At 66.1% G+C, this 21,398-nt stretch carries 16 protein-coding genes; 9 read left to right on the top strand and 7 right to left on the bottom strand.

Annotation, left to right across the window (positions count from 1 at the left end):
• Positions 1-7: 7 nt before the first annotated feature.
• The 4 genes from OTER_RS01390 to OTER_RS01375 form a co-directional block, all read right to left on the bottom strand.
• Positions 8-1,294 (bottom strand): UDP-N-acetylglucosamine 1-carboxyvinyltransferase, encoded by a 1,287-nt coding sequence (locus OTER_RS01390; protein WP_012373105.1) that lies wholly within the window; start codon positions 1,292-1,294, stop codon positions 8-10.
• A 261-nt stretch (positions 1,295-1,555) separates the two neighbouring features.
• Complete coding sequence (locus OTER_RS26825) at positions 1,556-1,684, bottom strand: hypothetical protein (protein WP_012373104.1); 129 nt, start codon at positions 1,682-1,684, stop codon at positions 1,556-1,558.
• 12 nt (positions 1,685-1,696) lie between these two features.
• Positions 1,697-2,800, bottom strand: coding sequence for a hypothetical protein (locus OTER_RS01385; protein ID WP_012373103.1), 1,104 nt, complete (start codon positions 2,798-2,800; stop codon positions 1,697-1,699).
• A gap of 465 nt (positions 2,801-3,265) precedes the next feature.
• The gene (locus tag OTER_RS01375; RefSeq protein WP_012373102.1) at positions 3,266-3,727 is read right to left on the bottom strand and encodes a YiiD C-terminal domain-containing protein; all 462 of its coding nucleotides are present in this window, start codon (positions 3,725-3,727) and stop codon (positions 3,266-3,268) included.
• A 249-nt stretch (positions 3,728-3,976) separates the two neighbouring features.
• On the opposite strand from OTER_RS01375, the gene OTER_RS01370 reads away from it, so the two are divergent.
• The 3 genes from OTER_RS01370 (at position 3,977) to OTER_RS01360 (ending at position 8,368) form a co-directional block, all read left to right on the top strand.
• Positions 3,977-7,273, top strand: a complete 3,297-nt coding sequence (locus OTER_RS01370; protein WP_012373101.1) for a DUF748 domain-containing protein — start codon at positions 3,977-3,979, stop codon at positions 7,271-7,273.
• 170 nt (positions 7,274-7,443) lie between these two features.
• The gene (locus tag OTER_RS01365) at positions 7,444-7,725 is read left to right on the top strand and encodes a YkgJ family cysteine cluster protein (RefSeq protein ID WP_012373100.1); all 282 of its coding nucleotides are present in this window, start codon (positions 7,444-7,446) and stop codon (positions 7,723-7,725) included.
• A 151-nt stretch (positions 7,726-7,876) separates the two neighbouring features.
• Positions 7,877-8,368, top strand: a complete 492-nt coding sequence (locus tag OTER_RS01360) for a tetratricopeptide repeat protein (protein WP_012373099.1) — start codon at positions 7,877-7,879, stop codon at positions 8,366-8,368.
• A gap of 49 nt (positions 8,369-8,417) precedes the next feature.
• On the opposite strand, the gene OTER_RS01355 is transcribed toward OTER_RS01360, so the two are convergent.
• Positions 8,418-10,475 (bottom strand): beta-glucosidase, encoded by a 2,058-nt coding sequence (locus OTER_RS01355; RefSeq protein ID WP_012373098.1) that lies wholly within the window; start codon positions 10,473-10,475, stop codon positions 8,418-8,420.
• Between the two features lie 403 nt (positions 10,476-10,878).
• On the opposite strand from OTER_RS01355, the gene ettA reads away from it, so the two are divergent.
• The 4 genes from ettA (at position 10,879) to OTER_RS01335 (ending at position 15,042) form a co-directional block, all read left to right on the top strand.
• On the top strand, positions 10,879-12,564 hold the full coding sequence (gene ettA, locus OTER_RS01350) for an energy-dependent translational throttle protein EttA (RefSeq protein ID WP_012373097.1): 1,686 nt from the start codon (positions 10,879-10,881) through the stop codon (positions 12,562-12,564).
• Positions 12,565-12,747: 183 nt separating this feature from the next.
• On the top strand, positions 12,748-13,302 hold the full coding sequence (locus OTER_RS01345) for an O-acetyl-ADP-ribose deacetylase (protein WP_012373096.1): 555 nt from the start codon (positions 12,748-12,750) through the stop codon (positions 13,300-13,302).
• 28 nt (positions 13,303-13,330) lie between these two features.
• Positions 13,331-13,924, top strand: a complete 594-nt coding sequence (msrA, locus tag OTER_RS01340) for a peptide-methionine (S)-S-oxide reductase MsrA (RefSeq protein WP_012373095.1) — start codon at positions 13,331-13,333, stop codon at positions 13,922-13,924.
• Between the two features lie 92 nt (positions 13,925-14,016).
• Positions 14,017-15,042, top strand: coding sequence for a glycosyltransferase family 2 protein (locus OTER_RS01335; protein ID WP_012373094.1), 1,026 nt, complete (start codon positions 14,017-14,019; stop codon positions 15,040-15,042).
• A 323-nt stretch (positions 15,043-15,365) separates the two neighbouring features.
• Here OTER_RS01335 and OTER_RS01330 read toward each other — a convergent pair whose 3' ends face one another.
• The gene (locus tag OTER_RS01330) at positions 15,366-16,067 is read right to left on the bottom strand and encodes a protein-L-isoaspartate(D-aspartate) O-methyltransferase (RefSeq protein WP_012373093.1); all 702 of its coding nucleotides are present in this window, start codon (positions 16,065-16,067) and stop codon (positions 15,366-15,368) included.
• Between the two features lie 174 nt (positions 16,068-16,241).
• Entirely contained in the window at positions 16,242-18,824 is a 2,583-nt protein-coding gene (locus OTER_RS01325) for an autotransporter-associated beta strand repeat-containing protein (protein ID WP_012373092.1), read from the bottom strand.
• A 365-nt stretch (positions 18,825-19,189) separates the two neighbouring features.
• On the opposite strand from OTER_RS01325, the gene OTER_RS01320 reads away from it, so the two are divergent.
• Together OTER_RS01320 and OTER_RS01315 are read left to right on the top strand one after the other, a co-directional pair.
• A complete protein-coding gene (locus tag OTER_RS01320) occupies positions 19,190-20,644 on the top strand; it encodes a sensor histidine kinase (RefSeq protein ID WP_044891458.1) in 1,455 nt (484 codons plus the stop codon).
• A gap of 92 nt (positions 20,645-20,736) precedes the next feature.
• Entirely contained in the window at positions 20,737-21,390 is a 654-nt protein-coding gene (locus tag OTER_RS01315; protein WP_012373090.1) for a response regulator transcription factor, read from the top strand.
• Positions 21,391-21,398: the final 8 nt, after the last annotated feature.

The following is a 21,398-nucleotide window of genomic DNA, read 5'->3' as shown; positions in this document are numbered from 1 at the left end:
AATTCGTTCATTTCCACTCCACGTCGGCCCCGAGGCTGCGGAGGTTCTCGACGAAGTTCGGATGCGCGCGCCGGATCGTGTCGGCGTTCTTCACCACCGAACGGCCGGGAATGCTCGCCGCGACCATGTAGAGCCCGACCGCCGCGCGGATGATGTAGGGCGCATCGACGGTCGCGGCGCGCAGCGGGCGATCGCCAAACACGATGATCCGATGCGGATCGCTCACGACGACGTGCGCGCCGAACTTGGAGAGCTCCGGGATCCAGGTGAAGCCGCCCTCGTAAACCTTGTTCCAGAATTGCATCGCGCCCTTCGCGCGCACCGCCAGCGCGATCATGCACGGCAGCAGGTCGACCGGGAAATACGGCCACGGCGCCGCCTCGATCTTCGGCAGCAGGTTGGTGGTGAACGGCTCCTCGACGACGAGCTTCTGCTTACGGCGCACGATGGCCGTATCGCCGTCGTGCTCGACCTTCACGCCGAGCTTCGCGAACGCGCGTGCGATCAGGTCGAAATGGTGCGGCAACGACTGGCGCACTTTCACCTCGCCGCCGGTGATCGCGCCAAGGGCTAGGAAGGTGACGACTTCGTGGTAGTCCGTGTTGATCGTGAACGTGCCGCCGCGCAGCCGTTTCCCGCCGGTGACAGTGAGCTTGCTCGTGCCGATGCCGGAGATCTTCGCACCCATCGCGACGAGCACCTCGCAGAGATCCTGCACGTGCGGCTCGCTGGCGGCGTTGATCAGCGTCGACTCGCCGTCGGCGAGCACCGCGGCCATCACAAAGTTTTCTGTCGCGGTCACCGACATGTAGTCGGGCCAGTGTCGGGCGCCGACGAAGCCGTTTTTCAGGCTGAGCGTGAGCGTGCCGTTTGAGGAAACCTTCGCGCCCAGTTTCTCCAGGATCTCCAGATGCGGGTCGAGCTCGCGAATGCCCAGCGAGCAACCCTCCGCCTTCGCGGGGATGGTCAGCTTCTGCATCCGGTGCAGCAGCGGCGCGAACAGCAGCACGGCCGAGCGCATGCCGGTGGGCAACTCGCCCTGCAGCCGGTCCGCATCGAACGAGCCATGGTCGATCGTCATCGCTCCGGCGGCGCGGTCCCACGTGATGCGCGAGCCCTGCTCAGTGAAGAACGAGACCAGTTTCTCGACGTCGGTGATTGCGGGGACGTTGAGCAGCCGCACGGGCGCGTTGGTCAGCAGCGATGCGCAGAGGATCGGCAGCACCGAATTCTTGTTGCCGGACGGGGTGATCGTGCCGGAGAGCGGCGAGCCGCCGTTGACGATGAGATCCATGAGGGGAGCGGAGAGCTCAGAGTTGAGAGTTGAGAGTCAAAGCTCGGAGCTGAGCGTGGAGTGTTGAGAGTGGGCCGCGGCGAGCGGCGGAGGAGCAGGACGCGAACGATCGGCTGACCGCTGGCGGCGAATTGCTTAATGCCGGCGGTGCGTGAACGTCAACGCGGCGGGCGACCTCGAACGCTCAACGAAAAGTAAAAGGCGCCCGTCCTTTCGAACGGGCGCCTGGAAAGCGCTCACGCGCACGCGGGCTGGCGCAACCTAGCCCGGATCTTTCACGAACTTCGTGAAAGATCCGCCCTTCGGGCCGACTTTGTCGGGGCTAGCCGCGACAAAGTCGCTCCGCCGCAGGCGGACGGAAATTTCGAGCACATGAATACTCTCGTTCATGAAATTTCCGGGCTAGATCGCGCCGCCGCCCTGCTGGCCCTCGGGGCGCGGGCCGCCGTCGCCACGATAGCGACTGCGACCACCGCGGCGTCGGCGGCGACCGCCGCCACCTTCTTGCCGGAATTCGCCGGACTGCGACTGACCGCCGCCGCCCTGCGAGAAATCGCGTTGCTGTCCGCCCTGGCCACCCTGTCCGCCGCGGTTTTCATTTCCGCGGTTGTCACCGCGATAGCCGCCGCGACCGCGGCCGCCGCGATGACGCCGGCGGTGAAATTCGCCGTCGCGCTGCTCACCCTCGCGGCGTTCGGTCGCGGGAGCCGATTCGGCGGGCTTGGCGCCAAAGAGACCTTTCAGCCAGCCGACGAAGCCGCCGGAAGCGGGCTGCGGCTCGTCGCGCTGCGGCGCCTTGTTGGCGGGACCAGGCAGCGGGCCGCGTTGCTCGAAGGAGGGATCGCGTCGCGGTTCGCGCGGCTCGAAGGAACGCGGCTCACGCGGTTGACGCGGTTCGCGCGGCTCGAATTTCCGCTCACGGCGGTCCGGCTGGAATGTGCCGCGCGGTTCGCGCTGCGGCCGCGTGTCGTCCGTGTTGCCGGGTTCACCCCAGCTGACGGCGGGACGCTTCGCCTCGGAAGGCGGGAGGATCCGGATCTCGGCTTTTTCCACCGAGGGCTGGATGATTTCGGCGGGAGCGCCGACCGGCTCGCCGGCGGCGGGCGCCGTGACGGCGGGAGGCTCGCTCGCGCTGGTCACCGGGCCGTTGGCGGCCAAAGAGACGGGCGCGGGGGCTTCGGCGGGGGCGGGGACTGCCGGGGAGACTGCGGCGGACTCGGCGACAGGCGCCGGGGCGGGCTGTTCACTGGCAAACGGGTGCGTATATTCGCGCGGAGGCGTGATCACCTCGACGGAGGTGGGCTTGTAAGCACCTGGGCTGGCAGTTTCGGCGGCGGTCGGAGCGGCCGGTGGGTTGGCGCGTTTGCCGCGGGAAAGGCCGGAGCCCTTCGCGGTGCCGAACGCGCCGATCGGCCTGGCATCGCCAGCGGGAGCGGCAGTAGGAGCCTCTCCGGCGGCGGTCGCGGGAGCCGGAAGCGGCTCACCGGACGTTGGTTGATCTGACATGTGGGTTCTTTATGTTGCTGGCGCTCAACCCGGAAACGGGGGAACGGCCGTGTTTTAGGAAGGCATGCGGAGCGCAGGGGATGCGGCTCGACGCATGCGTGAAGGCCTGACGCTCGTTCATGTGCCTCCGGGGAGCAACTGCAAATTCCGGCATGGCGGAGGATGGCTGGATACGCGCGCGGAACTGCAAGCGCCTCATGGATGAAAGAGTTGCCACGCGCTGGCGTCCGTCCTCCGACAGGGGCGATTCGAGAATTTTGCGCGAATCGGGCCGTTTCTGCCTTCGTCTGGGCGGAAATGCAGCTCCGTCGCAAGGCGTCAACGACGCCGCGCAAGGGCCGGAGACAGCGCATGGCTTGCTGCGTTCGGAATCGATCTGTGCGAGCGAGGACGGCCGCGCGCCCACGCACGCGTTTTCGCGATGCGCCACCTTCCGACTGCGCGCGCCGCCAGCCGTTGCGCTGTTCAGCGGATGACGACGAATGCCGCGGTCACATCGACCGCGGTCACGCCGTTCTCGACCACGGCCGCCTTGAGCTTGAGCTTGGCCTGGCCGTAGCGCGCGAGGGCATCCTTGAACTCGGCGATCGCCGCCTGCGCGGGTCGCTCGCAGATTGCGCGGAGGTCGCCGAGCACGGGCCGGCGATACGCGGCGCGGCTTTCCTTCACGACGATGCGCCACTCGCTTTTTGCTGCGGCATTTTCCTCCTTCATCAACTCCCACACGACGCCGTAGCCGGCGAGCGTGGCGAGCGAGACGAGGCTGCCGCCAAACGCGGTGTTCAGCGAATTTCGGTTCTGCTCCTTCGGTGCGGTCAGCACGAGCGCCTTGGCGTCGCTTACCTCCACGCCCACACCCATCGCTTTCGCGAGCGGGATCATCTCGTGGAGAAAAAGCTCCAGCGCTGGCACCTTCACCGATTTCATTCGGGCGGACGTTGGAGGAAAAACCCGCGCACGTCAAAGCCGGCGCGGCACTGATGAGCCGCCGCGCGCAGGGTATTAGGGCTCGTCGTTGGCCAAAAGCGCAAGCTGCATGGCTCCAGCGGCTTGAGCAGAGTCTCCCGCCGCGGCTGGAGGATTCCCCGATGGCGCGTTGATCGCGGGCTGCGCCGATGTGGCGCGGTGGGAAACGACGTGGAGCGCGGCTGCGGTTTCGTTGTCCAAACCGCGCTCATGATTTCCCGAGGTCGCCGCCGGTTTTGGATCCTGCTCGTTTTGGTCGGAGTTTATGCGGTGCTCGGATATTTTGTGCTGCCCCCGATCGCGCGGACGGAGTTGCAGAAACGGATGGCGGCGCAGCTCGGTCGCACGGTGAGCATCGGCGCGGTGAAGATCGACCCGTTCGCCTTCTCCATCGCGCTCGAACGGGTGCAGATCATGAACGCGAGCGGTGCCGAACCATTCGCGGGCTGGCGGCGGCTGTCCGTGAACTTCGATCCGCTCGCCTCGCTGCGCGGCGAGTGGGTGCTGGGCGAAATCACGCTCGAGGATTTCCGCGGCGGCGTGGAGATCGACGAGCACGGCACGCCGAGTTTTTCCGACCTGCTCGATCGCTTTGGAAAAACGCGCGAACCGGACGCGGCCCGTCCGGCGGAGCCGCGGCAGCGCAGCCGGCCGTGGCGGATTTCGCGGCTCACGGTGGCGGGTGCGCAGGTTGATTTTGTCGATCGCTCGCGGAGCGAAGTGTTTCGTACGCTGCTCGGGCCGGTGAACTTCACGCTGGTGGAATTTCGCACCGCGGGCGGACACGGCGCGCCGTACCGCTTCGAGGCGCGCTCGGAGTCCGGCGAGAAGTTGACGTGGACCGGTTCGCTGAGCGCGCGCCCGCTCACCTCGACCGGCGAGTGGCGGCTGGAGAACGTGCTGCTCTCGAAATACGCGCCGTATCTCGACGAGCAGATGAATCTGCTGCTGACCGCGGGCAAGCTGACGCTGAGCGGCCGCTACGATGTGAGTTTTCTGCCGGACGATCGCCGGCTGCAGGTCACCGAGGGCGCCGCGCAGTTGACCAATCTGAAACTGGTCGAGCGGGCGACGGGCCAGCCGTTGCTGGAACTGCCGACGGCGGAACTGCGCGGCTTCAGCGTCGACGGGCTGCAGCGGCGCGTCGCACTCGGCACGCTGCGGCTCAGTGGCGGCCGGCTCGCCGTGCGCCGGGATGCCGACGGGGCTTTGAATCTCGCATCGGTGCTGGCGCCGCGGTCAGCGGGGTCGTCCGCCGGCGACGCGACGGAGCCGGCTCACGACCAGCCGATCGAAGTGACCGCGACGGAATTCGGCGTGCGGGATTTCGTGGTGCAATGGCACGACGGAACGACCCCGCGGCCGGTCGATATCGAGCTGACCGGCGTCAACGCGACGGTGAAGGACGTCACGTCCACGCGGGGCGCAACGTTGCCGGTTGAGGCAACCTTCGGGCTGAACCCGCAGGGGACGGCGCGGGCGAGCGGTAACGTGGCGCTGGCGCCGTTCCGGCTCAACCTGGACCTCGAGCTGGCGTGGATGCCGCTGCCACCGTTCAGCGGATACATGGAACGAGCACTGCCGGTGCGGCTCGCGCGCGGCACGGCGTCGCTGAAAGGCCGCGTGGCCGTCGCGCCGGGACCGGCGGGACCCGACGTGAGCTTCACGGGCGGCGGTCGACTCGAGGAGGTGGTGTTCGCGAGTGCGCTGCGCGAGGAGGAGCTGGGCGGATTCGCCAACCTGGCGGCAAATGACGTGACCGTGTCGAGCCATCCCCGGGTGAGCGTGACGATGGGCGCGGTGAATGTGAGCGCGCCATACACCCGGTTGGCCGTGGACCAGAACGGGCAACTCAATTTTGCGCAGCTCACGGGAGCGCGGGAGCCCGGCGCGGCGGTGGTGGCAATGCCGCGCGCGAAGCCGGCGCCAGGCACGGCACCGCTGGATCTCACCGTCGGCCAGCTTACGATCGACGGCGGCGAGCTGACGTTCAGCGACAACTCGCTCCAGCCAGCGGTCGAGATGGTGATCAGCCAAATCGGCGGGTCGGTGCAGAACGTCTCCTCGCGCAATCCGGCGCGCGGCGAGGCTGATCTGCGAGCGTTCGTCGGTGGCGAGGGGCCGGTTGTGGTGCGGGGCCGGTTCAATCCCTTCGCGGCGAGTCCGTTCGCCGATCTCGCGGTGGAGGCGAAATCGATCGATCTATCGCCGGTGAGCCCATACGTCGCGAAGTATGCCGGCTACGAACTCGAGCGCGGGGCACTGTTTCTCGAAACGCAGGCCAAGCTCGTGGAACAGCGACTCGATATCCGCAACAAGGTTACGCTGGAGCAGTTCACGCTGGGCCGACCGACGCCGAGTCCGGACGCGGTGAAGCTGCCGGTGCGGCTGGGCGTGGCGCTGTTGAAGGACGCAAACGGCAGGATCGTGCTCGACGTGCCGGTGCAGGGCAGCCTGGCGGATCCGCAGTTTCAAGTGGGCCGCGTGGTGGGACAGGTCCTCACGGGCGTACTGGCGAAGGCGGCGACGTCGCCGTTTTCATTGATCGGCTCGATGTTCGGCGGCGGCGGCGAGGAACTGCAGTATCAGGATTTCGCACCCGGTGAAGCCACGCCGACGGCGGCGAGCCTGAAACGGCTGGCGGTTTTGCAGCGTGCGATGGCCGAGCGGCCGGAGCTCCGGTTGCGGCTCGAACCGAGCTACGATCCGGGCGAACTCTATGAGTTGAAACGCCGGACGCTCGAGGAGCAGATCCGGCGGCGGGTGTGGGAAAAGCTGCGGGCGGCCGATGCCACGGTCCCCCCGATCGAGGAACTGCTAATCTCGTCGAGCAACCGCGCGGATGCGATCACGCAAATGTTCGACGAGCGGTTCGGCCGGCCGCGCGCGGTGCGACCGGAACCGGTCGTACCACCACCGGTTGGCGCGACCGCGATCTCACCGCCCGAAGCGAGCGCGGCGGCGGCACGAACTGCGCCCGTGGTCGACGAACCGGCACCGGCCGAACCCGTTGCGGACGGGACGCCCGCGTTCCCGGAGACGCAGGCTGCGCCAGCCGAGGCGCAGCGGGAACAACACGAAAAACCGGGGCTGATTCGCCGGGCCTGGAACATGGCCACATTGAAAGGACTCCGCGACCGGTGGTGGGGCGAGGACGAAAAGCCCGTGCCGGTCGCACGGCGACCCGAGCCGCCGCCCGCGCCGGTCGTCCAGCCTCCGCAGCCGCAAGTCGCACAGACACCACCCCCTGCGCCCGTTCAGGCGCCGCCGGCCGCGCCATCGCCCGCCCCGCTCGATGTGCCGCTCAGCGAAATGGAGCAGCGGTTGATCGATACCCTCGATGTCGGCGCGAAGGACCTGACGCAGCTCGCGGAAGCGCGCGCGGAGCGGGTGAAGGAACTTCTGACGAAGGAAGGACGCGTGGCGCCGGACCGCGTACAGATCGCGAAGATCAAAGACGACGCGAGCGTCGCGAAAGGCCCGCGCGTGACGTTGCACTTGGATTGAGTGCGGACTCGTGGACGGGGCTGTGTAGAATCTCGCGACGGCCGCAAAAAGGCACAAGAAGCGCAAAACAATCCGTTCGCATAGCGTCCGGTGTGAGATTGAAGTGATGCGGTTGGTGCTGCACTGGTGGATTGGCTCTCAACGCAGTCTGTGCCTTCCTGCGGCTGAGGATGTCCGCACTCGCTGACACATTTGGCTGCCGCTCGGGTTGTGGGGCGTGCTGCATCGCGCCTTCGATCTCGTCGCCGATTCCCGGGATGAGCGGAGGAAAACCGGCCGGGATTCCGTGCGTGCAGCTGCTGCCGGACATGCGCTGCGCGCTGTTCGGCAAACCGGAGCGGCCGGCGGTGTGCGTGAGCTTGCGGCCGAGCCAGGAAATGTGTGGCGGCAGTCGAGACGAAGCGTTGCGGCACCTCGCGGCGCTGGAACTCGCGACGCGGCCAGCGGGGTGAACTCTCGAGGTTGGCCGATGCGAGGAAGTGTCGTGAGTGCTGCGGAGGGCGCACCCAGCTGCGCCGCTACCGAGCGAAACACCGTGCGCGAGGTCGTGAAACGGCAGGCGGATCTTGCTGGGGTCGGTGCATCCGGCTATTGGGCGACGTGATGATTCCGACCGCGCGACGCGTCCAATACGCCTACGGCTATCTCGGACTCGGCTTGCTCGCCGAGGCAGCGCACGAACTGGATGCGGTCGTCGAGGCGGATCAGTTCGCGCCGGAAGTGATGGCGGCGCGAATGGACCTCTTCATGGCGGCTCACGAATGGGCTCGCGTGGTCGACTACGCGCGGCGGCTGCTCGAGCGGGATCGGAACAACGTCGCCGCGTGGATCTCACTCGGCTGCGCGGTGCGGCGCGTTGAAAATGTCGCCGCCGCGAAGCAGGTGCTGCTCGAAGCCGAGCGGCTGCACGGCAACCAGCACGCGGTGATCCACTACAACCTTGCGTGCTACACGTGTCTGCTCGGCGAGATGACCGCCGCCAAAGCCCATCTCACGCGCGCCTGCCGGATGGATGCCAGTTTCAAAGCGGCGGCCTTGAAGGACACGGATCTCGCCGCATTGGCGGATTTCGTGCGCGAGCTGAAGGTGGCGTGAAACTGCGGGGGTAGGACGGGAACTCCTGATCCGCCCTACATCCGATGGCTCACTGCAGCGTGAGCTTGGCTTCGAGCGCGATCCGGTCCGACGCGCCGCCGACGAGGAGGGTATAGTCGCGCGGATCGGCGCGCCAGGCGTGCGCAGCCACGTCCCAATAGGCGAATTCCTTTGCGGTGAGCCGAAAGCGGACGACGCGGCTTTCTCCCGGCTGCAACGAAACGCGGCTGAACGCCTTCAGCTCCTTCGGCGGACGCGGTAGCGGTGCGTGCGTGTCGCGAACGTAAAGCTGCGCGATTTCGGTGCCTGCGATCAGGCCGGTGTTGGTCACCGTGAACTCGACGCTGACGCGGCCTTCGAGCGGCATGACGAATTCGCTGAGCTTGAGATCCGAATACGCGAACGTGGTGTAGGAAAGTCCGTGGCCGAACGCATAGAGGGGTGCGATCTGCTTCTGCTCATACCAGCGATAGCCGATGAAAACGCCTTCCTGGTAGACGACCCGTGTAACGGGGTGGGACATGTTGTTGTCCTGATCCCAACCGACATACAGCGACTCGCCGGCAGGAAGATAACCGAAGCCGGGCGAGTCCTCGAACCGCCGCTCGATCGTGATCGGGAGCTTGCCGCTGGGATTCGTCTCCCCGCACAGGATCTCGGCGAGCGCGCGGTTGCCGATCTGGCCCGGATACCAGGCCCACACAACGGCGGCGGCGCGATCGTTCCAGCCGGTCATCTGAATCCCGCTGCCGGTGTTCACAATGACGACGGTCCGCGGGTTGAGCCCGACGATCCGCTGAATCCGCTGCTCTTCGGCGTCGGGCAGAGCGAACGGGCGGTCCCAGCCTTCGCTGTCCTCGGTGCCCGTGCTGAGGAACACGATGTCCGCGGCGCGAATCTCCTCGTCGGTCGGAGCCGCGACAAAGTGCAGCTGCGCGCCGTAGGTGTCCTGCAACTCTTGCAAGAGCGGCACCGGGTCGTAGCCCTGCACCTCGGCGGCCCCGAGCCCGCGCGGCAGGTGCTGTGCGTAGCGGCCGGTGAAGAGGATGTTTTGGCCGGACTCGCGGCGGACCGGCAGCACGCCATCGTTCTTCAACAGCACGATGCCCTCGCGAGCGGTCTGTAGCGCGACCTGCTCGTGCTCGGGGAATTTTTCGAGGAAGTAGGTGTCCTGCACGGGCCGGTCGTGCAGGCCCATCGCGATGCACGTGCGCAGGATGCTGCGCGCCATCCTATCGATCTGCACCTCGGTGACCTTGCCGGCCTTGAGCAGCCGGTCGGCGTCGGCCTTGATGAACTTCTCGCCGGGCATTTCGAGGTCCTGGCCGGACTCAATGATCTTCTGGGCGTCCCACACCGACCACCAGTCGGTCATCACGAGCCATTTATAACCGAGCTGTTCGCGCAGCAGCTCGGTGATCACGCTGCGGCTCTGGCCACACCACTCGCCGTTGAGGAGGTTGTAGGAGGTCATCACCGCCATCGCGCCCGCCTCGATGCCAGCGCGGAACGGCGGCAGGTAGATCTCGTGCAACGTGCGCTCGTCGACGATGGAGTTGGAGGTGCGGCGGTAGTGATCGGTTTCGTTGGCGAGGAAATGCTTCAGCGTCGGGATCGTGCCGGTGTCGAGCACGCCGGCGACGTAACGCTCGATCATTTTCGCGGAGAGGAGTGGATCTTCGCCGAAATACTCGAAGTTCCGGCCAGCTTGGGCGTGGCGATACAGGTTCATCCCCGGGCCGAGGAGGAACGCGATGCCGCCGGCGCGGCATTCCTCACCGATGCTGTGGGCGTAGCGGTAGGCAAGCGCGGGATTCCACGTGGCGGCGAGCGCGAGCGGATTAGGAAACGCCGTGGATTTCTCAAGCGCGGTACTGAGGTTGCGGCGAATGTTCACGCCGCCGGTGGCGTCGGACATGTAGAGCTCGGGAATGCCGAGCTCCGGGTAGCCTTTGATGAAAAAGGAATTGTGGCCGCTGATCAGCTGGAGCTTCTGCGCCACGGTCAGGCGGGCGAGCAGCGCGTTCGCGCGTTGCTCGGCGACATCGGAACTGACGGGCGTTTTAAAGGACGGCTCGGCGAGGGTGATGGTGGTGGGGAGGAGCATGAAGGGGAGACCAGAACTGCAGAAGTGAGGACGAAGCGGCGAGAGTGGGACGATTTGCGAAGCGGCTAGGACGGACGAGCGGTATCTTGGATGCGCGCCCCGCTGACGAGTGCCGAATAGCGCCCGAAGCCGGCTCCGGATATTTCGGGCTCCCGAACCTGCCCAGAATTCGATCCGTGCCGCGCCGAGCCATTTTCACGTAATACGTGAAAATTGCCTCAGGCACGCTCCGCCGCATCGAGGTGGCGGTCGCTGGGCCTCCGGCGAGTGCGCGGTAAGCGCGAAGAGGAAATGCAGCGAAATCATTTTCACGTATTACGTGAAAATGGCCTTCGGGGGGAGTAGCGGAGCGGGGAGGACGCGTTCTTGCGCCGGGGCGGGCGAGGCCGCAAGTTGGCCGGCTATGCCCGAGGAAGCACCGACCATCATCTTCTCCATGCTTGGCGTCTCGAAGAAGATCGAGCGCAAGGAAATCCTCCGCGACGTCTCGCTGTCGTTCTTCTACGGCGCGAAGATCGGCGTGCTCGGGCTGAACGGCTCGGGCAAGTCCTCGCTGCTGCGGATCCTCGCCGGCCGCGACAAGGAGATCGAGGGCGCGGTGCATTTCGAGCCGGGTTATACCATCGGGCTGCTCGAGCAGGAGCCGCAGCTCACCGCCGGTGCGACCGTGCGCGCGTGTGTCGAGGAGGGCGTGAAGCACCTGACGGATCTCGCGGCGGCGTACGATGACACCTGGGATGAACTCGATGCAGCGCCGGACGATGCGGCGAAGGACGCGATCATGGCGAAACAGGGCGAACTGCAGGAGAAGATCGACGCGCTCAACGCGTGGGACGTGGCGCCGCAGGTGGAAATGGCGATGGACGCGCTGCGCTGTCCGTCGGGGGAGCAGATCGTCGACACGTTGTCGGGCGGCGAGAGGCGGCGGGTGGCGCTGGCACGACTGCTGTTGCAGAAACCGTCGATCCTGTTGCTCGACGAACCCACCAATCACCTCGATGCCGAAAGCGTGCAGTGGCTCGAGCAGCACCTGGCCCGCTACGAGGGAACGGTGATCGCGGTGACGCACGATCGCTATTTTTTGGACAATGTCGCGCAGTGGATCCTCGAGCTGTCGTTCGGCCACGGAATTCCATGGAAGGGCAATTACTCCTCGTGGCTCGAGCAAAAGCAGCGGCGGATGGCGGTGGAGCAGCGCACGGAGGATCGCCGGCAGAAGGCGATGGCGCGCGAACTGGAGTGGATCCGCAAATCGGCCAAGGCGCGGGTGGCGAAATCGCAGGCGCGCATTAGCGCTTATGAGGCGATGCTCAAGGAAAACGTGGCCGAGAAGGAGCGGGAGTTCGAAATCTTGATCCCGCCCGGTCCGCGGCTGGGCAATCTCGTGGTTGAGGCGCAGAAACTCACCAAGAGCTACGGCGAGAACGTGCTGTTCGAGAACGTGAACTTCGCGCTGCCGCCTGGCGGGATCGTCGGTGTGATCGGCCCGAACGGCGCCGGCAAGACGACGATGTTCAAGCTCATCACGGGCGCGGAGCAGCCGGACGGCGGCACGCTGCGCGTCGGCGATACGGTGAAGATCGCGCACGTCGACCAGTCGCGCGAGTCGCTGCCGGACAAGGCGACGATCTGGGAGGCGATCAGCGGCGGCGAGGAGATCCTGAAGCTCGCCAATCGCGAGGTGAACAGCCGCGCGTATTGCGCGCAGTTTGGCTTCACCGGAGCCGATCAGCAGAAAAAGGTCGGCGTGCTCTCGGGCGGCGAGCGCAACCGCGTGCATCTCGCGCGGCTGCTGAAGAGCGGCGCGAACCTGATCCTGCTCGACGAGCCGACGAACGACCTGGACGTGAACTCGATCCGTGCGCTGGAGGAAGGTTTGGAGAACTTCGCGGGCTGTGCGGTGGTGGTGTCGCACGACCGGTGGTTCCTCGATCGCGTGGCGACGCACATCCTCGCGTTCGAGGGCGAGAGTTACGTGCACTGGTTCAACGGCAACTACTCGAGCTACATCGAGGATCTGCATCGCCGAAAGGGGAAGGACGCCGACCAGCCGCACCGGATCAAATACCGGAAGCTGACGCATGGATGATAGCCTCGCGGCGCGGCGTGCCATCACTACGGCTCGAACGAGCGCACGCAGAAACGGGGGAACCACAGATGAACACAGCTGCGGCCAGCTCGTCGGGGTTCATCTGTGTCGATCTGTGGTTTTGTTTCTTTTTGCTAGACGCCCGTGCTGGCCAGAGTTCGGCGGTAGTGAACACCTGCGACGATGAAAGCGGAGGGCTCCGAACGGCTGAAGGTGGTGCAGGGCGACATCACGACGCTAACGGTGGACGCGATCGTGAACGCGGCGAATTCGTCGCTGCTCGGCGGCGGCGGTGTGGATGGCGCCATTCATCGAGCGGCTGGACCGGAATTGCTGGCGGAGTGTCGCACGTTGGGCGGCTGTGCGACGGGCGATGCGAAGATCAGCCGTGGCTACCGACTGCCGGCGCGGCACGTGATTCACACCGTGGGTCCCGTGTGGCGCGGCGGCGCTGCTGGAGAAGCGGAGTTGCTGGCGTCGTGCTATCGGCGCTCGCTTGAGCTCGCCGCGGCGGCCGGGATCGCCACGGTGGCGTTTCCCTGCATCAGCACGGGCGTCTACGGCTATCCGCCCGAACCGGCGTGCGCGATCGCGGTGGACACGTGCCGGAGCTTCCTTGGCGAACACGCGTTGCCGCGCGAAGTGATTTTCGTGTGCTTCGGCCGGCGGGACTACGAACTTTACCGGGCGGCGTTGGTGCAAGGGGAAGGGGCGCCCGACCGCTTGCGCGGGGAATAAACCTGCGCAGCGTGCGCTCTCACCGAAAATGAAACGTCTGTTCACTCTGCTCGCACTCGCCGGGCTGGTTTTTCCCATGGCTCACGCTGCTGAAACGAAAACGGAATCCATTGTGCTGGGTGGTGGCTGCTTCTGGTGCACGGAAGCCGCCTACGAATTGCTGCCGGGCGTGAAGAACGTCGTCAGCGGCTATGCCGGCGGGCACCAGCCGAATCCCAACTACGAGCAGGTGTGCGGGCACGGCACGGGGCACGCGGAGGTGATCAAGATCGACTACGATCCGGCGCAGGTGTCGCTCGACGAGGTGCTCGATTATTTCTGGCACGTGCACAATCCGACGCAGGTAGGCGGGCAGGGAAACGACAGGGGACCGCAGTATCGCTCGATCATTCTCTACGCGAACGAAGCGCAGAAGACCGCGGCCGAAAAATCGAAGGCGAAGGCGGCGGAGGAGTTTCGCGATCCGATCACGACCGAGATCGTGCCGTTGGAGAAATTCTGGGTGGCGGAGGATTATCACCAGGACTATTTCCGCAAGAACCCGAACCAGGGGTATTGTGCGCTGGTGATCGCACCGAAGATCCGCAAGCTGCAGAAGCAGGTCAGCGCGGCCGGAAAATAAGCGGGGCCGAGGATCAGCGTCGCCGGCCGGCGGCGAGTCGAGCTGCGGCTTTACGTGACGGGGCGATCGCGCGATAACCGCGTTCGTTCCTCATGGCCCCTCACGTTTCGGTTGTCCTGCCTGTTTTCAACGCGGCCGCGACCGTGGCACGGGCAGTTGCGAGCGTGCGGGCACAGACGTTCGGGGATTGGGAGTTGATCGTGGTGGACGATGGCTCGACCGACGGCACTGGCGAAGTGCTGCGTACGTGCGCTGCGGCTGAGCCACGTGTGCGCGTCATCGAGCGCCGCCACGAAGGGCTGGTGCCGGCGTTGAATGCGGGGCTTGCGGCTGCACGCGGGGAGTTCATCGCGCGGATGGACGCGGACGACGAATGCCTTCCCGAACGGCTCGCCGAACAGGTGGGCTTTCTCCGCGCGCCCGCCAACGCCGCCGTTGGATTGGTGAGTTGCCTGGTGGAGTTCGGCGGCGACGGACGGGCAAATGAGGGCTACGCGCGGCACGTCGCGTGGATCAACTCACTCGTCACGCCGGAGCAGGTCGCGCTGAACCGGTTCATCGAATCGCCGCTGGCACATCCAAGCGTGCTGTTTCGTTGCGAGCTGGTGGAGCGGCTCGGCGCGTATCGCGACGGGGCGTTTCCGGAGGATTACGAGCTATTGCTGCGCTGGATGGATGCGGGCGTGCGGGTGGCGAAGGTGCCGCGCGTGCTGTTGCGCTGGGCGGATTCGCCGGGCCGGTTGTCACGGACGGATTCGCGCTACTCGGCGGAGGCATTTTTCCGCATGAAGGCGGAGTGGATCGCGCGGGAAGTGCAGCGGGTGGGCGGCGGGAAAGACGTTTGGGTCTGGGGCGCCGGTCGGCCGACGCGCAAGCGCGCTGCTTGGCTGGAACAACACGGCGTGGCGATCGGGGGCTACATCGACGTGGATGCGACGAAGATAACCGCGGCGCTGGGTGGCACAGGTCGGCCGGTGATCACGCCTGAGGAGTTGCCAGCGCTAAATGACGTGTTCGTGCTCGGCTACGTCGGCACGCGCGGCGCGCGAGACTATGACCGCGCCGTGCTGTGTGCTCACGGCTATGTGGAAGGTCGGGATTTTCTGATGTGTGCGTGAGGTGAATCTGAAGGCTATCTGAAAACCGCCCGCTGAGCATTGTAGGGCTGCCGCTTGCCGGCGGCCGGAAACGACAACACGTGCCAAACGTGTTCGCGGCCGGCGGCGAGCACCGGCCCTACGGGGCAATCGGCTGCCATGACAAATTTTCGGATAGCCTCCAGAGCCGACCCTCCTTCGTCCCGCGGATGCGGAACTACGGAGGGCTGGGAGCGGAGAAGCCGGAACAGTCGAGAGTAGAGGGATGAAAGTTGAGAGGCGGCTCGCACGATCCAACCAGGCACGCTGGGGGCGCCTGTGGCCTAGAGCCGAGCGCCTACCGCCTACGGCTTTTCGCGCGTGAATGGGACAAAGCGCACGGGCATCAATGTATGGAGGTGGGGCTTGCCGTTGCGCTTGGTGACGAGCTTGAGAAACTGCGTGCTGTGCGCGGGGCCGACGGGAATGACGAGCCGGCCGCCTTCTTTCAGCTGTTCGAAGAGCTTCGGCGGCACGTCCTCGGCGCCAGCGGTAACAAGGATCGCGTCGAACGGTGCCGCCTCGGGCCAGCCGTTGTAGCCGTCGCCGATCCGCAGGTGCACGCGCTCGTAGCCTGTTTCCTTCAACGTCGCCGCCGCCTGATGCGCGAGCGGCTCGACGATCTCGATCGAATAAACCTCATCGCACAGCTCGGCGAGGACCGCGGCTTGATAGCCCGAGCCGGTGCCGATCTCGAGCACGCGGCTGTCGCGCTTCAGCCGCGCGGCCTGCGTCATATAGGCGACGATGTAGGGCTGGGAAATCGTTTGGCCGTGACCGATTGGGAGCGGATTGTCGTCATAGGCGGAGCGGCGGACGTCCTCCGGCACGAACCGATGGCGCGGCACGGTGCGCATCGCGGCGAGCGTGGCTTCGTCGGTGATGTCGCGGCTGATGAGTTGCTCTTCGACCATGTGCTCGCGTTCGTTGGTCCGGGCGCGTTCGTAAGCTGCGTGGGCGGTGCCCACGATCAGCAGCAGAGCGAGCAGGGACAGCCTTGCGCGCATGGTGACTGTTAACGTGTCGCGGCCTCGGGTGCAAGTGGGCCGGCCTGGATAACGCGCGACGGGGAGCTCCTGCTGCGCCCGGCCCGATGTAACCGATTGAGGCTTGCGCCAAGAAGAGACGAGATAGGCCTCAATCGTAGGGTGCGACCTGGCTACGTCGAAAGACGTGACTTCCTAAGGTGCGCGTGAGGCATGGTTCGAGGCGGTGCGAAGCCGCCGGCGCCAGGCGGCGAATGCGAGTGCTGCGGCGCCGAAGAGGGCGGCGTAGGTGGAGGGTTCGGGGATGGCGCTCGTCTGGACGCTCAGGGCGCCATTCGTGTAGAGCGTGCTCGTATTCCAACTCAAGCCGCCGGCCAGCGTCGGGAGATTGATGGTGGTGAACGTGCCGCTGGATGCGCCCGTCCAATTGAACAGATCGAAACTCGTGCCAGTGGCGGGATTGAAGTCGTTGAGCAACGAGACGGTCAGCACACCGCCGAACGAGATCGCACCATTGACGTCGATCGCGTCGAAATCGGTGCCGCGCGAGCCGGCGGCGGCGAGCTCGATCAGCGTGGTGCCGAGCAGCGAGAGGTTGCCGTTGACGGTGAACAATCCCGGGCTGGCACCCGGCGCTAAGATGCCGCCCGCGTTCACCGTGAGCGCGCCTGTAGCACCGGTGCCGCCGAGCGTGCCACCGCTGTTGACGGTGAACGCGCTGTTTGCGGCGGAGCCGGTGAGGTGAAGCGTGCCGGCATTGATCGTCGTCGCTCCCGTGTAAGCGTTCGTGGCAGAGAGCGTGAGCACGCCGGCGCCGGTCTTCGTGAGGCTCCCGGCACCGGAGAGGATGCCGGCCGCGGTGATGGAGAAACCGTTGGTATCGAATGTGGACGTGTTGGAGAGCGCCGCCGGCAGGCTGGTGGAGAAGCTGGCCGTGGCGCGCAGGGTGCCGCCGGCGAAATTGACCGTCGCAGTGCCGGTGCCGCTGCCCTTGAAGAGGCCGAAGCTGCCGACATCGAGTCGGCCTCCGGAGTTGAGATGCAATGTGCCGTCGCCGTTGCCCGACATCGCCACGTAGGGCGCACTCACGACACCGCCGTTTGCGATCGTGAGCGTGCCCGTGCCGGCCCGCGCGATTTCGAGCGAGGTCGTGTTTGTCCAGGTCGAGTTGCTTCCGATGACGGTGACCGTGCCCGCGCTGTCAGCGGTTTGGGCGATGAGGCCGATCGTGTTGCTCACCTGGCCGCCGTCGGCAATCGACAGGCTTCCATTGCCGGCGTAGCCGATCTCGAGTCGCGAGGAGTTGGTCCAGGAGGAGCCGTTGCCGGTAACGGTGGCGGACGAGATCGAGGCGCCGCCCGTGGCAATGTAGGCCTCGGTGTTGGCGAGGACACCGCCTCCAAAAACCGCCAGCGTGCCATCACCGTTCGAACCCACGAGCAGGCTGCTCGTGAGGGCGAGCGAGCCTTCGTCCTGCACCGTCAACGAGCCAGTGCTTCCCGCCGATACGCCGAGAGCGGCGGAGGTGGCCGTGACTGTGCCGGAATTTTCGACCGTCAGTGCGCCGACGCCGGCGGCGCCCACCTGCAGGGCGCCGCTGCTGGCCCACAGGGAGTCGGTTCCGCGGACGGCGACCGTGCCGCTGCTTCCGGACAACTGGCCGATGTAGGACGCGGTGTTGGACACTTCGCCACCGGCTTCGATCGTCAGCGAACCCGTCCCCGAAATGCCGACGGCTAGCGTGGCTGCGTTGGTCCAGCGGGAGTTGCCGTTCGTGATGGTGACGGCACCGCTGCTGCCGGCTGCCCATCCGATCTGGCCGTTCTGATTGGTGACCGTGCCGCCGGCGGAAACGGCCAGCGTTCCCTGGCCGGACGTACCCACGACGAGACCGCCCGTGTTGGTCCAGGTGGAATTCGAGCCGGTCACGGTGACGGTTCCGTCGCCGGTTTCGCTGCCGCCGATCATACCGGCCGTGTTCGAAACGAGGCCGCCATCGGAAATGGTGAGCGTACCCTGGTGCCGATAACCGACGTTGAGCGTGTCCGAGTTGGTCCACCGCGAGTTCTCGCCGGTGACGGTCGCGCTCGCGGTGGAGCTGGCTCCAGTGCTGATGGTGGCGGAGGTATTGGAGACAAAACCGCCGTTGGAAATCATCAGGGAGGCATTGCCGAGGCTGCCGATGTTGAGGTTTTGGGTTTGGGTCAGGGTGGAGTCGTTGCCGGTGACGGTGATGCTGCCGGTCGAACCTCCCTGCGCGCCAAGGGTGGTGGTCTTGGCGCTGACGGCGCCACCGTTGCTGACGGTGAGCGTGCCCGTGCCGCCGCGGCCGATCTCGAACAGGGAGAGGACGGTCCAGGTGGAGCCCGTATCCTCAACGATCGCGTGTCCGGCCGCGCCTGTGTTATAGCCCAGGTAAGTAGTGGGGCTCGTGAAGTCGCCGCCATTGGAGATCGTCAATGTGCCGGTGCCCGCGTATCCGCCATAGAATATGGGCGTGGTGAGAGCGCCGCTTCCCGTGATGACGAGCGTGCCGTTCTGGCCGGCGGCGGGGGCGGTCCAGCCGAAGGCGGGGACGGGAGCGAAGACGGAGGAAAGTTCCGCGGTGCCGTTGTTGATTTGAAATCCCTGTCCGGCGATGGGCAGGCCGAGGTTCCAGTTGGAGGCGAGCGACCAGTCGCCGGTGACGCCCGCGTTCCAGATTCTCGTCTGGGCGACGGCCGACGGGGCGAGGCACGCCGCGGCGAACCACGCAAGCGGGAAGCACCAATACTTCATGCCGGCGGAGATTTTCGAGATACCGATCGGACGCGATTCAGCGGAAGAACTAGTGCGGAGGAACTACCCGCAAGAGTTGAGAGAGGAAGATCGAGGGTTGAGAGAAGTCGGAGGGAGGGCGATCGGGCCGTGGCAAGGTGCGTGAGTTCGCACGCGTCGTGGCGCGAATAGATCGCGCGGACGAAGACGCACGTGGCATCGTGAGCCGTTGCCACCGGCCGTGACCGATGCGGTGTGGTCGCGCCTGATCTGGTAGTCGAGCCGGCGGAGCACCTCCACTACAAGACCGGCTGACGCACTATCGGCTCGACGACATGGCGGATGCCCGGTGCCGTCACGGTCATCGGCCCCGCTCTCAACGCTCCGTGAACGCTTCCCTGGAAGATCTGCTGCGCCAGGCGCGCTGGCTTCGGTTTTCCGATACGGCGACGGAGGCGCGCTATGATGAGGACCGATTCGTTTCGGGAATGGTGCGGGAGCGGGTCACGATGGCGGCGTGCGCGCTGACCAGCGCGGCCTTTGGCCTGCTGGAGGCGCATCTCTCGCACGGCCTCTATGAGTTTCCCGGTCTGATGATGACCGTGCACGCGGTGCGGTTCTATGCGGTGATCCCGCTGTGGGTCGCGCTCTGCTTGGCGACCTTCTGGCGGGGCTTTCCCCGGTGGGCCGGAATCGCCAACGCGGTCGTGACCGTGCTGAGCTGCTGGGGGCACAGCATCATCGCGTGGGAGGTGCTGCGGGCGCTGCCCGAACGAAACCTCACGAACATGCTCACGGGCTCGACGCTCCTCGTGCTGATCGTCGCGCTCTTGATGTTGCCGATGCGGTTTCGTGCTCTGGTCGGCGTGGTGGCGCTCTCGCTGGGCGGGACGCTGGGGTTTTCCCATGCGATGCTGGGTGGGGAGCCGGTGCATGCGACGAATCTGGCCAATGCGAGCTTCTCGCTTCCGCTGGTGGCCGTGCTGATCCTGATCGGTGGCTGGTTTCGCGAGGCGGCGGACCGGCGGATGTTCGCGCAACGCGAGCATGCGCGGCGGCTGGCCGAGGAACTCGCGGCGGCGAATGCGGAGCTGGCGCGGCTCAATGCCGAGAAGAACGAGTTCATGGCGATCGCCGCGCACGACCTGCGCGCGCCGCTGGCGACGGTGCGGGGTTTTGCCGAGCTGCTGCGCGACGGGCGACTGGGCGAGGAGGAAAAACGTGTGACGGCCGTGCATGAAATCCATGCCCAGGCGACGCGGATGCTCGGGCTCGTGACCGATTATCTCGGCGCGCACGCGGCGGAGAGTGGGACCGTGCCGGTGCGGTCTGAGCGGATCGATCTTGCCGCGGAGGCGTGCGCGGCGTGCGAACGGCACGAGCTGACGGCGGCGGGAAAGCAGCAATTGATCTCCGGGCCAAACGGGGCGTCGCCGGTGTGGGTCTGCGCAGATCCTGGGCTGCTCGCGCAGGTGACGGACAACTTCATCTCGAATGCGTTGAAGTTCAGCCCGCGCGGCGCGTCGATCCGGCTCGAAGTCGGGCGACGCGGCGACGTCGCGTCGCTCGCCGTGATTGATACGGGACCGGGAATTCCGGCTGACGAGCAAGCGGGCTTGTTTCAAAAATTCGGCCGGACGAGCGCGCGGCCAACCGATGGCGAAGCCAGTCACGGGCTCGGACTCGCGCTCGCGAAGCGGCTGGCTCACGCGATGGGTGGACAGGTCGGCTGCGAGAGTCCAGTGACGGGGCGCCGGCCGGGGGAGACGGAGCGCGGCGCGAGGTTCTGGATCGAGCTGCCGGCGGTGGAGCAAGCGACGGCAAATTCGACCGAAGAGTGAAGAGAGGGCGTTTGCCCGGCCGTTCGTTCGTGTCACACGAGCTGTTTAGCATCGATCGATGTGGTCGAGTGCGGTCTGCTCGGCCGGGTCACATGAAGGCTGCGCCGAATGTCGCCGTCGGGCTGGTCGAGGACGATGCGCCTTACCGCGCCTATGTGACGGCCCTGCTGGAGTCGACGGGTGAGCGGCGCGTGGCGTTTGCCGTTGGGTCCGCGGAAGAAGGCTTGGCGCGCATCGCCGAGGCGCACGTGAATGTGCTGTTGCTCGACCTGCGGTTACCCGGAATTTCCGGAGGGGCGGCGGTGCAAAAATTTCTGACCGTCCAGCCGGACCTTCTCGTGATCATGCTAACCGCGCTCGATGCAGAGGAGCCCGTGATCGAATCGATCAAGTCAGGTGCGTGCGGCTATCTCTTGAAAGGGGCTTCGTCGGAAGCGGTGCTTGGCGCGGTCGACGACGCGCTGGCCGGTGGCGCGCCGATGTCGCCATCGATTGCCAGGCGCGTGCTCGGATTGCTGCGAGCGGCGCCAACGACCATGGCGAAAGTGGCCGAGGGGAAACTCGCCGCGCTGACGGCCCGCGAGGAGGAAGTGCTCGCGCGCGTGGCCGCCGGGCGGAGCGACAAAGAGATCGCGGCGGAATTTGGCACGGCGCTGTCGACGATCAAAAACCACCTGGCGAACATCTATGCGAAGTGGCGGGTGCGGTCGCGCACGGAGGCGGCGGTCAGGTTTCTCGGACGGTAGGCGGGAGT

The organism is Opitutus terrae PB90-1 (assembly GCF_000019965.1).
Lineage (GTDB): Bacteria > Verrucomicrobiota > Verrucomicrobiia > Opitutales > Opitutaceae > Opitutus > Opitutus terrae.
The sequence above is the reverse complement of the archived record's forward strand: the minus strand, read 5'-3'. Positions and strand labels throughout refer to the sequence as shown.